This is a genomic window from Brachyspira pilosicoli P43/6/78 (assembly GCF_000325665.1).
Classification (GTDB): domain Bacteria; phylum Spirochaetota; class Brachyspiria; order Brachyspirales; family Brachyspiraceae; genus Brachyspira; species Brachyspira pilosicoli.
Genome location: NC_019908.1, coordinates 654,381 through 669,311, shown reverse-complemented (window position 1 = coordinate 669,311; position 14,931 = coordinate 654,381). Strand labels below are relative to the sequence as shown.

The window sequence follows — 14,931 nt, the reverse complement described above, 5'->3', positions numbered from 1 at the left end:
TTTATATACTTTCGTAAAATAGGCAAGCTGATTTATGATTATTGTTTATATCTTTTAACACAGCTTCTGTATTTTGGCATTCAGGTTTTGCATATATACATCTTGTGTGAAATCTGCAGCCTGTTGGTATATTTGATGCATTAGGAATCTCTCCTTTAATTGGAAGCTCTTTAATAATATTTGCTCTTCCTGTAGAAGCATCTGGTACTGCAGAGATTAATGCTTTAGTATATGGGTGTTTAGGATTTTCTATTATTTCATTAGCTTCTCCTATCTCTACAATATTTCCCAAATACATTACCGCTATTCTATCTGCAAAATATTTAGCAGTTGACAAATCATGAGTAATATAAATATAGCTTAATTGTTTTTCTATTTGTACTTCTTTCATCATATAAAGTATTTCTGCTCTTGTAGATAAATCTATCATAGATACAGGCTCATCAGCAACAATTAGTTTTGGATTAAGTATTAAAGCACGAGCAGTTGCTATTCTTTGACGCTGACCTCCAGAAAGCATATGAGGATATCTATCCATAAACTCTTCAGGAGGATTTATTTTTACATCTTCAAGTGCTTTTATTACCATTTCATCATAATGTTTTTCATCGCCTTCTATATTATGAATATAAAGTGCCTCTTTTAATACATCTTTTATTTTAAATCTAGGGTTCATTGAGGCATAAGGGTCCTGAAATATCATCTGCACATTTTGTCTATATTTTTTTATTTGTTCTTTATCAAAATTATTAATGTTTTCATTTTCAAATATAATATTTCCAGAAGTAGGTTCTATTAATTTCATTATCAATTTGCCTATAGTTGTTTTTCCGCTTCCAGATTCTCCTATAATAGCAAGTATTTCTCCTCTTTTAATTTCTAAACTCACATCATCAACTGCTTTAATTTCTTTTGTTTTTTTTATTAAACTTTCTATTATATTGCTATGAGGCTTAAAATATTTTTTTACATTTTCTAGTTTTAATATTATATCATTATCCATTATCACAACCCATTTATTAATTATTTAGTTATCTGCTAAGTGGCATGCACATAGATGTTTATTTCCTATATCTTTCAATAAAGGCTCTTCATCTTTGCATTTATCAATTCTCTCTTTACATCTATCATAAAACATGCAGCCTCTTGCTGTATTAAGTAAATTAGGAGGAGTGCCTTCTATAAACTCTAATTTATCAACTGTTTTTTTTAGTCTTGGAGTAGCGGCCAATAATCTTTTTGTATATGGGTGTTTGGGTGTATTGTAAATATCTTCACTTTTTGCAAGCTCTACTATTTTTCCTCCATACATCACGCAAACTCTGTCTGATATTTCTGCTTCCAAAGCTAAATCATGAGTAATAAATATAAATGATAAATTAAAATCTTTTTTTAGTTTTTTTAATAGATTTATTATTTGAGCCTGCACAATAACATCTAATGCAGTAGTAGGTTCATCTAATATTATTAATTTAGGTTTTAAAAATAATGCAGCTGCTATTACAACTCTTTGCTTCATTCCTCCGGAAAGTTCATGAGGATATCTATCCATTACACTATGATGAAGCCCAACATATCCTAAATATTCTTTTATGAGTTTATAAGCATCGTTTTTATTCATATCAACATGCCTGTTTAATGTTTCAAGCATTTGATAGCCTATAGTATATACAGGAGTGAGAGAGTTCATAGCTCCTTGAAAAACCATAGATATTTTTGACCATCTTATATTTTTTCTTATATATTCTTCTTTAAGCGGTATTATATCTTCATTGTCTAATATAATTTTTCCGCCTTCATATTTACCAGGAGGGGAGGGCATTCTTAGAAGTGATGTGGCAAGAGAGGTTTTTCCGCAGCCTGATTCACCAACAATGCCTAAAGTTTCTCCTTCTTCTATATCGAAACTAATATCATTAATAGCTTTTATATTGCCTTTAGATGTGTGATAATACATCTTGAGATTTTCTACTTTTAATATAATTGACATATATATTATTACCTTAAATATTATGTTAATTATAATATATTATAAAAAATTTACAATCTATATATTTTTCTTATTGATTATCTTCAGCTTGTTTTAATACTTCATATATAGCTAAACTATTATTATCTCTTGCTATATCTATAGGAAGTTTGCCATTGTTATTTTTTATATTAATATCAGCACCAGCTATTACAAGTTCGCTTACTATATCAATATTTCCGGCTCTAACAGCATTATGCAAAGGAGTATCTCCATATTGATTTTGTATATTAAGCTCTGGTTTTTTATTAAGCAAAAGTTTTACAATATTTAATTGAGAGTTTTCAGCGGCCATATGTAAAGCAGTACTGCCATATTTATCAGTAGTATTTAATTCAACATTTCTTGAGAGTAATATTCTCACTATATTTTCTAGCCCTGTTCTAGAAGCTCTCATTAATGGTGTTAAGCTTGATACATCATTTGCTCTGTTAATATCAGCACCATTTTCAACTAAAAGCTGGAGTAAGTCTATATTATCAGTGTTAATAGCATACTCTATTAAAGAGCTTCCATCTTCCATAGTTGTTTTATTTAAATCAGCTTTATTAGTAATGAAGAACTTTGTTAATTCCATATCATTGTTCATTATAGCAATATTTAAAGCACCAAGTCCATTAGCATCTGTTATATTAATATCAGCTTTGTTTGCTATTAATAACTCTATCATAGGCATTCTTGTTTTTACAATAGGGCTTTTTATAGCACACATCAAAGCAGTACTATAATCATAACTTTGAATATTAACATTTGCATTATTAGAAATTAAAAGCTTAGCTAATTCTATATCTCCATTATTTGCAGCATACATAAGAGAAGTCCAACCGTCATTGTCATAAGAATTAACATCAGCACCATTTTCTAAAAGTATTCTAACAGTGTCAATATATGAATTGCCTGAAGCTATTATTAAAGCATTCATTCCATCTATATAACTGTTAATATCATTTTTATCAAAGTTAGTTATAATATCATTCATTATCTTAGCACTATTTTGAGAACCATTTTGAAGAAGAACTAAATCTACAGGCTGTTTGCTTGAACTATTATTAAACTTAGAACCAGCAGCAGCCATTATAATATTGCCGTACTTATTATTAAAAGCAGTATTTTCTAATTTTGAACCTTTATCCAAAAAGTATTTAAATAAATCATAATTTAATGAAACTACAGAATTATATAATACAGTGCTTCCATCTGCATTTTTATAATTAATATCTGCACCATTATCTACTAAATATTTAACTATACTTCTATCACTGTTTTCAATAGCATAACTTAAAATAGTAGGCTCTCTTTTTAAATCAAATGAATTATCTAGTAACAATTTTATCATATTCTTATTTGTTTGTGATATGGCATAATACATAGGATAATTTTTTATATCATCTCCAGTATAAGAGCCATATACATTAGCGTTTCCTTCTTTAATTAAAAGTTCTGCTATTTTTTTATTATTATTCTTTATTGCTAATATGAGAGGAGTAATTCCTTCATCGCTTGATATTTCTGTATCTGCTTTATTTTCTATTAAGAATTTTACAGCCTTTATATTGTTTGCTTCAACGGCATGATATAAAGGAGTTTTATTTTCCATATCAGTCTCATTAACATCAGCACCATAATTGTTTACAAACTCTTTTACAACTCTATCGCCATATTTTTTATTATATATAGCTTCATCATATATTTCATAATTTTGAGTCATTTTATTTAAATTAGACCTTTGAGTTATAAATAAGAATGTACCAACAAGTATTCCTGCTCCAATTAATAGTATAAAAATAATTGCTAATGCTATAATTATTACTTTAAATAAGTATTTTTTATTTTCATCATATTGATTATTATTATTATTATTATTATTATTATTATCCATAATTGTTCCTATCAAAAGACTTTCTAAAAAACTTGCATATAATATAACATATTTTATATAAATTAAAAGACTCTATTTTTTAGTATCAATCTTCTTTTTATATAATAATATTAAAAATAAATACTAATTTTATCTATTTATTAATTATAATATTTAATATCATATATAAAAAACTGATTGACAATAATATTATATTTTTATATTATTTATAGATAATTTGTATATTATGGAGCTTTCATATGGATAAATTAAGAGTTAGCAGAAAGGCAATAATATTAAAATTTCTTATTCCCTATTTTATATTTTTTGTTTTAATTTGTATACCAGTATATATAACTTATTATAAACAGTATAGAGAAAATTTCTTATATAATATTAATGATATGATGGACAATGTTTCATTAGATATATCAAGATGGATATTTGAATATAAAACTCAATTACAAACAGTAAATAATTTCTTTGAGACGGATATGGCATTTAATGATATGATGTCAGCCGTTTACAAAATGAAATCATTAGATAAAGAATTAGTTGATATTTATTTTGGAGGAGATATTCCTTATGCTAATGGAGGTTTTTTTGTAACAGCTATTCCTGATACTATACCAGATGATTATGACCAAACTACTAGAGATTGGTATATTAATTCTATAAATACAAATGATGTTTATATAAGCGAACCGTATACAGATGTTTCAACATCTTCTACAGTTATTACTTTGGCAATTGCTGTTAGAAATGGAGCTGCTATTAAAGGAGTGGCCGCTTTAGACGTATACTTTTCAAAAATAAACAATATAATGAATGAAATAAAAAATGATAAAGGCTATGAGTTTTATGTAGTTCTTTCAGATGGAAAATATCTTAATCATAGTGATGCTAATTATTTATTAAACGAAAATTATAGTGCATTTGATGTACCTGAGTTCTCAGATATAAAAAATAAAATGGATAATGGAAGTGCTGTTTCTATAATAAATAATCAGTGGTATGGAATTAAAGAGATAGAAGGTTTTCCTTGGTATATAGTAGCTAAAGGAAATATTAATGAATTAAGAGATAAAACAAATTTATTAATTTTTTATTTGATACTTATAATATTATTATCACTTATTTTAGAAACTCTTTTAGTAACTTTGATTACTATACCTATTACTAATACTTTAAATGAAGCTATAAATCATATAGATAATATGGCTTTAGGTAATTTTGATATACAAGAAAGTGCTTCAAAAAAACATGGTAATATAGCTTATGCTTTGTCTTCTTCTATAGATGAAATGCAGAAAAATATTAGCTCTGTAATTTATAAATTAAAAGTTGATATAGATTCTATTAATAGTGAAATGGAGAAAATATCTTTAGGCAATGATGATTTATCGAATAAAACTATTTCTCAATCATCTTCAGTTAATGAGTTAGCAAGTTCTATAGAATCATTATCTTCTTCAATTACAGAAACTTATTCTAATACAAACAAAGCTAAAGAAATAAGTGAGAAAGCATTAGAGTATACTAGCAGGGGAGTTGATATTGTATCAAGAACATTGTCAAATATGACTGAAATATCTGAAGCAAGTAAAAATATATCAGAAATTATTAAAATGATACAGTCTATAGCTTTTCAAACTAATATATTAGCTCTTAATGCAGCTGTTGAGGCGGCTCGTGCTGGTGAACAAGGTAAAGGATTTGCAGTTGTAGCAAGTGAAGTTAGAAATCTAGCACAAACTTCTGCTAAAGCTGCTGATGATATTACAGATATAGTTGAAAGCACAATTCAAAAAATAGATTCAGGTTATGAAACAGTATCAGAATCATCTTCTATATTAGAAGAAATTAATAATTTTGTTACAGAAGTATCAAATTCATTAATTAATATATCAAATGCTGCAGAGGAAGAGAAAGATAATATTGAACAGATTAATATAAGTGTTTCTTCTATTAATGATATTACACAAAGAAATACTTCTCTTGCAAATGATAGTGCTACGTCTAGTAGAGAAATATTAAATAAAACAGAGAATATAGCTGAAAATATTTCTTATTTTAAGTTTAAAAAAATATAATTGATTTTTTGATTTAGGATATTTTTTGTATAATAAATATTGTTTGTGAAAAAATTATATTGAAAACTTTTATTAGAGATTTCTTTTTTATATATACAAATAATTTTTTGTGAGTTAAATAAAAAAGTCCTTCAGAGCAATAGAAATAACTTCTGAAGGACAATACTATATATTATTAATTATCTTTTAGCTTGTTCATATTGTTTAGGGAATGGTACATCAATACCTAAAGTTCTAGCAGCTTGTAATGCCCAATAAGGATTTCTTAATAATTCTCTGCCTATATATATAGCATCAGCAGCACTATTTCTAACCATCATATTAGCCATTTTAGGGTCATATATAAGACCACCTCCTATACAAGGCACTGTCATATATTGTTTTAACTCTCTGCAGAAAGGCACTTGATAGCCTTCATAAGGAATAATCTTACCATCTGCAGTAACCGCTCCTGTACTAACATCTATAGAATCTATTAATTTAGCTTCTTCTAGAGGTTTAAGCATTTCAGCAAAATCTTTTACGGTATTTCCGCCTTCTTTCCAGTCGTATGAAGATATTCTTATTTGTATAGGGTAGTCGCTTCCTACAGCTTCGCGGCATTTTCTTAATATCTCTTCTAAGAACTTAGCTCTGTTTTTGCCGTATTCGTCTGTTCTTTTATTTGATAATGGTGATAAGAATGTAGAAATCAAATAACCATGAGCAGCATGAAGTTCTATGATGTCAAATCCAGCTTTTTTAGCTCTTAAAGCAGCATTAGCAAAAGCATCAATTACTTCGTTAATATCTGATTGTGTCATCTCTACAGGAGTTCTGTATTTTTCATTGAATGCTATAGCACTTGGAGCATATATTTTATCTATTTTTGTTGATTCGCATTTTCTTCCGGCATGTCCTAATTGTATACCAATTTTTGCTCCATTAGCATGAACTGCATTTACTAATTTAGTTAAACCGTCTATATATTTGTCGTCCCATATAGCTAAGTCATTATCAGTAATGTTGCTTACATGAGGTAAAACTCCAGTAGCTTCTACTATTATTAAACCTGTTCCTCCTATTGCTCTAGTAGCATAATGTTGTATATGCCAATCATTAACATATCCGTCTTCAGCACTATACATACACATTGGAGGCATTACAACTCTGTTTTTTATTTCTATATTACCTATTTTCAAAGGCGTAAAAAGATTACTTTTTTCTGCTTTCATTATAAAATCTCCTTAAAATAATATGCTTATATAGGGTATAGTATATAAAAAAATCAGAATAATTCAATTTCTTTATTGTTGTTTTTAAAACATTTTTGAAAGCTTTAAATACTTTGTTTTCACATATTTTTTTAATATAAGTTTTTCTAATAATTATTTATGATTAAATGTGTTTATAGTATATAGTATCTCTTTCATTTTATTCATAGCTATTGCTCTGTGGCTCATGGAGTTTTTTTGCTCTAAAGTCATCTCAGCATATGTGATATCATATCCATTAGGCTTAAATATAGGGTCATAACCAAAGCCGTCAAATCCCTTAGGACTTTCAACTATTACTCCATTAACTATTCCCTCTAAAGCTATATAATAATTGTCATCTAATACACATACAGCAGAAGTGATAAAATAAGCAGTTCTGTCATTTTTATTTTTTAACTTATCTAATATCATCTGCATTTTTTCTTTATAGCCCAAATTTTCTCCGCCATATCTTGCAGAATATATTCCAGGCTCTCCATTAAGAGCATTTATACAAATACCAGAATCATCAGCCAAAGAAGGGAGTTTTGTATGATTATAAACAGCCTTTGCTTTTATTAATGAGTTTTCTATAAAGCTATTTCCATCTTCTATTATCTCTCCAATATCTGAAGGCATAGGTAATATCTCTTTAGCAGAGTCTTTAAAAATATTTTGTATTTCAATTAGTTTATGTTTATTAGCTGTAGCTATTACTAGTTTGTTTATCATGATATATTTAATCCCTAAATTGAAGTGAATACAAATACTGATATTTTCCGCCTTTTTTCATAAGCTCTTCATGTGTACCAGATTCTGTAATTTGTCCATTTTCAACAACGCATATATAAGTTGCATTTTTTATAGTAGATAATCTATGTGCAATAACGAATGTAGTTTGAAGGTTAATAATTTCGTTTAATGCTTTTTGTACATACATTTCACTTTCTGTATCTAATGCACTTGTAGCCTCATCTAATATTAATATAGAAGGTCTTTTTAATACAGCTCTTGCTAAAGCTATACGCTGACGCTGACCTCCAGAAAGCATAATTCCTCTTGGACCTATATGAGTATCGTATCCATTTGGAAGTTTTAATATGAACTCGTCAGCATGTGCTATTTTTGCTGCTCTTACTAAATCATCATCAGTAGCATCAGGATTAGCATAAAGTATATTTTCTCTTACAGTACCATAAAATAAAATATTCTCTTGAGATACTACACCAATTTGATTTCTTACGCTTCTAGTATTAAGTTCATTAATATCTATTCCATCAAACCTGATTACACCGCTAGAAGGAGTAAATAATTTAGGTATAAGACTTATTAAAGTAGTTTTTCCGCCGCCGCTATTACCAACAAAAGCAACTACATCTCCCTTTTTCACTTTAAAATTAATAGGGCCTAAATGGAAAGGCTGAGCATCATTTCTTTTTGGATATTCAAAGCTAACATTTTCAAAAGTTATAGAATGTTCTATAGGTTTCATTTGTTTTTTATTTGGATCATCTACATTTTCAGGCGGTAAATCTATAATCTCAAATACTCTTCTAGCTATCATTTTTGTCATTTGCAGATTTATAAATATTCCAGATAAGTCTCTAACTGGAGTAGAAATATTAAGCATGTAAAGTAAAAATCCCCATAAAAACTCAAAAGGCATTTCTCCTTTAAATATTAAAAATCCGCCGTATGCAAGTATTATGAGCATAGCTGCTATCATAACAAGTTCTGTCATAGGTCTATTTAATGAAGTAAGTAAAGATATTTTTCTCATTAAATTAATTAATTCAGAATATATAGATTTGTATCTTTTTACTTCTTGATCTTCTTTAGAGAATATTTTTATAACCTCTATTCCTCTTATATCTTCTTGTATAATCGAAGTAGTACTGCCTAATAAATTCTGTTGAGATGTAACTCTTGTCTTAATTAATTTTGAAACTTTATCTATTCCTAAACCAATTAATGGAGCTGCTATAAAACATGCTAAAGTAAGTTTTACATTTAATAAAAGTAATACAGCTAATGTTAGTACTAATGTTAGAGGTACTGTTATCATATTTGGTAATGTACCAGATAAAAATCCTTCTATAGTTCCAGATTCATTTAATACTCTGCTTATAATATCGCCTTCTTTTTCTTGTTTAAAATAAGCTATATCTGTATTCATCAAGCCCTTTAACATATCAGCACGAACATCTTTGCCTATTTCTTGAGCTGTGAATTGGAAAAGAAATGTTTTTAAATAATCAAAACTAACACGAAATATTACATATATAAAACCTATTATAATAATAAAAGCAAATTGTGCTACTACTACTGGATTACCTATACTGTCAGTTGATAAAAATTGTTCTGCTAATTGTTTGGTATTAAAATTAGTAAATTTAGTTGCTAATTCATTTACAAAAGGTATTTTATCAAGTAAATCAACTCTTTTACCACCCGTAATAGATATTGCTAATTGTCCAAAAAAAGGAGGAAGTATATTAATTATTGTATATAATATGCTAATTATAAAAGAAGGGATAAATAATTTCTTATGTCTCATAGCATATGATAACATTCTCCTGTAAATGTGTTTTTCTGGATTAGAATAATATTTTTTTATATGCTCTTCAGTTACAGCACCGTAATCAAAAGGTCTGTTATCTTTTTTAAAAAATTCTTTTATTTTTTTTATCATTGAAAATCCTAAAAATTATATGCAATTAAACTTTATATATTCTATATTCAATTATTAATTAATGCAATAAAAAACAATTAATTTGAATAGTTGTTAGTATGGATTTAAATATTATTTATATTATAATTTATAACTATATTTTATAAAAGTTGATATGTTTTATGGATAATTTTATTATAACAATAAGCAGACAATATGGAAGCGGCGGAAGGCTAATTGGAGAAAAGTTAGCTAAAATACTTAATATTAATTTTTATGATAAGGAATTGATTGATATAGTTGTTGATAAAACAGGATTAGCTAGAGGGCTTATAGAATTAAAAGATGAATGTTTTATAAATGATAATATATTTTTTACAGCTTATAATAAAAGAAAGTTTGAAAGTCCTTTTGCCGAGAATAAGACGTATTCCACATTAGATAGAATATTTGAAATACAAAGTAAGGTTATAAGAGATATAGCTAAAAAAGAATCGGCTATTATAATAGGAAGATGTGCTAGCTTTATATTAAAATATTCTGATAATTCTTTTAATGTATTTATTCACTCTTCTATAGAAAATAGAATAAAACGAATTAATGAAGAGTATGGGGTAAATATAGAAAATGCTGAGAGAGAGTTAAAAAATATGGATTCTTATAGATATAATTATCATAAATATTATACTGGAGAAGAGTGGGGGAATATGATAAATTATAATATGACTTTGGATAGCGGATGCTTTAATTATGATGAGATTTGTGATATTATAATATATGGTATGAATAAAAAATTAAAAAATATAAAAAAATAATGAATTTTATAATTTAATGTATTATACTATTTATTAACAAATATTTTAGGATTATATAATGACTTCTTTAAATATAAAAGATTTTTCTGAAAGCGATTACTTTTCTTATGAGACTTCATGCAATTTATGGGGAGATGAGAATATTAGTTTAATTATAGATTTTGGAGAAGAAGCAAATAAATCTGATATGTTGTTAAAATATATAGATAAAATTAATGAAATATTAAAATGGATAGATGAGCATAAAAGAAATATTTCTGATTTTCTTATTTCAAAACAATGTATTACTTTAGCTGAAGAGTGGGTTTCTACAAATAAACAAATTGATGACACTTCTTATCAAAATGCAGTTGGTGAAATAATTAATATACCTATAAAAGAAGAAGATTTTTATAAAGCAATGTATTTAGATAGTATATTAATAGATTTTGAAGAAGATGAGTCTAGACCTGATACAACTATGCATATACTTTTTGAACCTGATTATTTTAAGCATCATTCTTTGATAGTTTATGTTGATGGCGATAAAAATATCGAGTATGGTGATTTAGCTGGATAATTTATTTTATTTATTAATTATTTTTCTTTAAATAATCCTTTTTTATTATAGAGTTTTTTTTATTATAATATATATTATATTGTATAATTTTCAGTTATTAAACTGTTAAATAGAAAATACTTATCAAGAGGGATAATTTAATGTCAGAAAATCAAAATAATTCTGAAAATACACAAAATGAAAAAAATACTAGTGTAGAAAAAAATGCAGAAAAAGAAAACAGAAGAGAAAAGTTAAACACATTAAGAAGCATGGGAATTAACCCATTTCCAAATAGTTATGATGTAACTTATAAATCAAAGGATATAGCAGAGAAATTTGAAGAGCTAGAAAAGAATGAAACTGAAGTTGCTGTTGCTGGAAGAATAATGCTTTATAGGGTAATGGGTAAATCTTCATTTTTAACTATAAAAGATTCTAAAGGCACTATTCAAGCATATATACAAAAAGATAAACTTGGTGATGAGTTTTATAATACAGTATTTAAAAAGCTTATAGATATAGGTGATATTGTAGGAGTAAAAGGAACTGTATTTAAAACTAAAACAGGTGAAATTACAATATATGCAAGCGAATTAAAACTTCTTACAAAATCATTAAATCCGCTTCCTGAAAAATTTCATGGCTTAACAGATACAGAGCTTCGCTACAGACAAAGATATGTTGATTTAATAATGAATGATGATGTTAAAGAGGCTTTTATTAAACGCTCTAAAATGATATCTGCTATAAGAGAAATAATGATAGAGAATAATTTTCTTGAAGTAGAAACTCCTATGATGCATCCATTAATTGGAGGAGCTAAGGCAAAACCATTTGTTACGCATCATAATACTTTAGATATGACACTTTATTTAAGAATAGCACCTGAGCTTTATTTGAAAAGACTTATAGTTGGCGGTTTTGATAAAGTATTTGAGCTTAATAGAAATTTCCGTAATGAAGGTATATCTACAAGACATAATCCAGAGTTTACTATGATGGAAGCATATATGGCTTATGCTAATTTCCACAAGGTTATGGAATTGGTAGAAGAGGTGTTCTCTAAAGTATGTTTCAAATTAAATGGAAAATACACTTCTCAGTATAAAGATTATGAGATTAACTTTAAGCCTCCATTTGCAAGAGTGCCTATGGTTGATTTAGTTAAAGAGCATTCTGGACTTGACTTTAATTCTATACAATCAGATGATGAAGCTATATCAAAAGCAAAATCAATAGGTGTAGAGATAGATACTTCAAAAGGTAAGCCTACTAGATGGGAAGTTATGGTTGCTGTATTTGAAGAGAAAGTTGAAGAGAAGCTTATTCAGCCTACATTTGTTATTAATTATCCTAAAGCAGTTTCACCTCTTTCAAAATCTTATCCTGATAATCCAGACATTACAGAGAGATACGAACTCTTTATTGGCGGAATGGAGATGTCTAATGGATTCAGTGAACTTAATGACCCAATAGACCAAAAAGAGCGTTTTGAGGAACAGTTAAAAGCAAAAGCTCGCGGTGAAGATGAGACTATGGATATGGATTTAGATTTTATCAATGCATTAGAATATGGTCTTCCTCCTACTGGTGGGCTTGGAATAGGAATAGATAGAATGGCTATACTTTTCTTAAATGTGCCTAGCATTAGAGATACTATTCTTTTCCCTCAGATGAGAAAAATAGAATAGTAAATATTTACTTGTCATTAACTTAATTTTATTATATAATAATTATTATTATATGAATATATCAAATAGATTAAATTATTTAGCTTTGTGTTTTATTAAAGCAAGCAAGCAAGCAAGCAAGCAAGCAAGCAAGCAAGCAAGCAAGCAAGCAAGCAAGCAAGCAAGCAAGCAAGCAAGCAAGCAAGCAAGCAAGCAAGCAAGCAAGCAAGCAAGCAAGCAAGCAAGCAAGCAAGCAAGCTAATCTGCAAATAATAATACAAAATTACATTTGCCCATTAACCAATATGGGCTTTTTTACTTGCATTTTTATAATAACTCAAAAATTACAACCTATGTTACATTCAAAAAATGTAGCATAGGTTTTTTATTTTAACTTATTTTATAAAGGGGTAAAAAATGGATAAAAATATAGAAAAGATAATAAATGACATAGTTTGGTGGATACCTTTAAAAAAATTGAGAAATAATACTAGAGAATTATTATATTATATAATTAAAAAAATCGAAAAAGAAGAGAATATTAACGAATGTAATTATAATAAACAAATTATATATAATGATATGAATAGAATAATAGAATTTAGGAAAGAAATATGTAATGATAATAATTTTTTAGATAAATATTTCTCCTTTATTAATAATTTAGACGATGAAAGTTTATATATTGTTTCTAAAATTTTATCTAAAATAAATAATTTTAAAAATATAGATGATTATTTATATATTGAAAATGAAGAGTACAATAAAATTATAAAAATAGAAAATGAAAATAATTCTAGGATTATAAAATGGAATGACAATATTTTTGTTTATGGTAAATACATATTACCAATGAATTATTTTGAAGTAGGTATTTTTTATGAAAAATATGGTATGAATTATATTTATGATTTGAATAAACTTAAAAATTTAGATATTATAGATGCTGGTGGATTCATAGGAGATTCAGCTATTTTTTTATCTTATTATACGAACAAAAATGTTTATAGTTTTGAGGCTTTACCTAAAAATTATAATTTAATATTAGAAACTATAAGATTAAATAATAGAAATAATATTGTACCAATAAATATGGCATTAGGAAATGAAAATAAAAGTATATCAATATTTTCTGATGGAGTTGTTAGATGTGATTTTGAGCTTACAATGGAAGAAAATGCTACATATAATATAAAAAACGATGTATATATGACTAGCTTAGATAAATTTGTAGATGATAATAATATTAATGTTGGTTTAATAAAAGTAGATTTAGAAGGGTTTGAACAACCTTTCCTTTTAGGAGCTCTTGAAACTATAAAAAAATATAAACCTATTTTATTACTAAGTATATATCACAATTATAATGATTTTTTTAATATAAAAAAAATGATAGAGCAATTAAATTTAAATTATACATTCAAAATTATAAAAAGTGAAGTAGCATGTGCTATCACTACTACATTATTAATATGCCAGACTATACCTAATAGTGATATTTAAAGAGTACATACAATTTTATAATAATTTAAAAAATGAAAAATTATAACCTGTATTGCAATTAAAAAATGCAGCATAGGTTGTTTATATAATGAAAATTATTATATAAAAAATATCCTATTTATGATTCAAAAAAACATACACCTGTAATTAGCTCTATTATTAATTATAATGTAAATTAAATAATATTTTATAATAATTTGATTATACTAAGATGAAATTTATATAATTTTTAAATAATTATAAAATATATGATTAAAGTTTTCAGAAATGTTTAGATAAAGTTTTATATAGCAAAAAGTATAAATCTAGTTAAAATATTATTATAAATTAGGTTTAAAAAAATAAAACATATGTTATAATGAAGAATAGTCATATGTATTTTTATGATAGAGTATAAATTTAAATAATGTATAAAAAATAAGAATAAATTTACTTTATACATATTGAATTAGTTATTGTAATATTTTTTTATATAAAAATAGGAAGTTGTATATATTTATGTTTATTATATACAGA

12 protein-coding genes are annotated in these 14,931 nt (G+C 26.4%); 6 read left to right on the top strand and 6 right to left on the bottom strand.

The genetic code is table 11. The features are described from left to right. Position 1: 1 nt before the first annotated feature. From BPP43_RS02955 to BPP43_RS02945, 3 genes are all read right to left on the bottom strand, one after another. The gene (locus BPP43_RS02955) at positions 2-1,003 is read right to left on the bottom strand and encodes an ABC transporter ATP-binding protein (protein WP_015274120.1); all 1,002 of its coding nucleotides are present in this window, start codon (positions 1,001-1,003) and stop codon (positions 2-4) included. Positions 1,004-1,027: 24 nt separating this feature from the next. Continuing rightward, positions 1,028-1,990: an ABC transporter ATP-binding protein gene (locus BPP43_RS02950; RefSeq protein ID WP_015274119.1), complete on the bottom strand. Its 963-nt coding sequence runs from the start codon at positions 1,988-1,990 to the stop codon at positions 1,028-1,030. Positions 1,991-2,060: 70 nt separating this feature from the next. Beyond that, on the bottom strand, positions 2,061-3,908 hold the full coding sequence (locus BPP43_RS02945) for an ankyrin repeat domain-containing protein (RefSeq protein ID WP_015274118.1): 1,848 nt from the start codon (positions 3,906-3,908) through the stop codon (positions 2,061-2,063). 239 nt (positions 3,909-4,147) lie between these two features. On the opposite strand from BPP43_RS02945, the gene BPP43_RS02940 reads away from it, so the two are divergent. After that, on the top strand, positions 4,148-5,980 hold the full coding sequence (locus tag BPP43_RS02940; protein ID WP_015274117.1) for a methyl-accepting chemotaxis protein: 1,833 nt from the start codon (positions 4,148-4,150) through the stop codon (positions 5,978-5,980). A 179-nt stretch (positions 5,981-6,159) separates the two neighbouring features. On the opposite strand, the gene BPP43_RS02935 is transcribed toward BPP43_RS02940, so the two are convergent. From BPP43_RS02935 to BPP43_RS02925, 3 genes are all read right to left on the bottom strand, one after another. Beyond that, positions 6,160-7,194: an NADH:flavin oxidoreductase/NADH oxidase gene (locus BPP43_RS02935; protein ID WP_015274116.1), complete on the bottom strand. Its 1,035-nt coding sequence runs from the start codon at positions 7,192-7,194 to the stop codon at positions 6,160-6,162. Between the two features lie 153 nt (positions 7,195-7,347). Beyond that, positions 7,348-7,947, bottom strand: coding sequence for an RdgB/HAM1 family non-canonical purine NTP pyrophosphatase (gene rdgB / locus BPP43_RS02930; RefSeq protein WP_013245254.1), 600 nt, complete (start codon positions 7,945-7,947; stop codon positions 7,348-7,350). Positions 7,948-7,954: 7 nt separating this feature from the next. Then, positions 7,955-9,907 (bottom strand): ABC transporter ATP-binding protein, encoded by a 1,953-nt coding sequence (locus BPP43_RS02925; RefSeq protein ID WP_014935930.1) that lies wholly within the window; start codon positions 9,905-9,907, stop codon positions 7,955-7,957. 161 nt (positions 9,908-10,068) lie between these two features. On the opposite strand from BPP43_RS02925, the gene BPP43_RS02920 reads away from it, so the two are divergent. From BPP43_RS02920 to BPP43_RS02905, 5 genes are all read left to right on the top strand, one after another. Continuing rightward, positions 10,069-10,701 carry a cytidylate kinase-like family protein gene (locus tag BPP43_RS02920; protein WP_013245256.1) on the top strand — a complete coding sequence of 211 codons (633 nt, stop codon included), beginning with the start codon at positions 10,069-10,071 and terminating at the stop codon, positions 10,699-10,701. Between the two features lie 58 nt (positions 10,702-10,759). Next, on the top strand, positions 10,760-11,260 hold the full coding sequence (locus tag BPP43_RS02915; protein WP_014933172.1) for a DUF2262 domain-containing protein: 501 nt from the start codon (positions 10,760-10,762) through the stop codon (positions 11,258-11,260). Between the two features lie 140 nt (positions 11,261-11,400). Continuing rightward, positions 11,401-12,933: a lysine--tRNA ligase gene (gene lysS / locus BPP43_RS02910; RefSeq protein WP_015274115.1), complete on the top strand. Its 1,533-nt coding sequence runs from the start codon at positions 11,401-11,403 to the stop codon at positions 12,931-12,933. A gap of 52 nt (positions 12,934-12,985) precedes the next feature. Further along, positions 12,986-13,174: a hypothetical protein gene (locus BPP43_RS11645; RefSeq protein ID WP_217284020.1), complete on the top strand. Its 189-nt coding sequence runs from the start codon at positions 12,986-12,988 to the stop codon at positions 13,172-13,174. 155 nt (positions 13,175-13,329) lie between these two features. Next, positions 13,330-14,415: an FkbM family methyltransferase gene (locus BPP43_RS02905; RefSeq protein WP_015274113.1), complete on the top strand. Its 1,086-nt coding sequence runs from the start codon at positions 13,330-13,332 to the stop codon at positions 14,413-14,415. Positions 14,416-14,931 lie beyond the last annotated feature (516 nt).

Coding starts and splice junctions, on each gene's coding strand:
- BPP43_RS02920 (WP_013245256.1), top strand. CDS start 10,069: ATGGATAATTTTATTATAACAATAAGCAGACAATATGGAAGCGGCGGA.
- lysS (WP_015274115.1), top strand. CDS start 11,401: ATGTCAGAAAATCAAAATAATTCTGAAAATACACAAAATGAAAAAAAT.
- BPP43_RS02935 (WP_015274116.1), bottom strand. CDS start 7,194: ATGAAAGCAGAAAAAAGTAATCTTTTTACGCCTTTGAAAATAGGTAAT.
- BPP43_RS02940 (WP_015274117.1), top strand. CDS start 4,148: ATGGATAAATTAAGAGTTAGCAGAAAGGCAATAATATTAAAATTTCTT.
- BPP43_RS02905 (WP_015274113.1), top strand. CDS start 13,330: ATGGATAAAAATATAGAAAAGATAATAAATGACATAGTTTGGTGGATA.
- BPP43_RS11645 (WP_217284020.1), top strand. CDS start 12,986: ATGAATATATCAAATAGATTAAATTATTTAGCTTTGTGTTTTATTAAA.
- BPP43_RS02955 (WP_015274120.1), bottom strand. CDS start 1,003: ATGGATAATGATATAATATTAAAACTAGAAAATGTAAAAAAATATTTT.
- BPP43_RS02945 (WP_015274118.1), bottom strand. CDS start 3,908: ATGGATAATAATAATAATAATAATAATAATAATAATCAATATGATGAA.
- rdgB (WP_013245254.1), bottom strand. CDS start 7,947: ATGATAAACAAACTAGTAATAGCTACAGCTAATAAACATAAACTAATT.
- BPP43_RS02915 (WP_014933172.1), top strand. CDS start 10,760: ATGACTTCTTTAAATATAAAAGATTTTTCTGAAAGCGATTACTTTTCT.
- BPP43_RS02950 (WP_015274119.1), bottom strand. CDS start 1,990: ATGTCAATTATATTAAAAGTAGAAAATCTCAAGATGTATTATCACACA.
- BPP43_RS02925 (WP_014935930.1), bottom strand. CDS start 9,907: ATGATAAAAAAAATAAAAGAATTTTTTAAAAAAGATAACAGACCTTTT.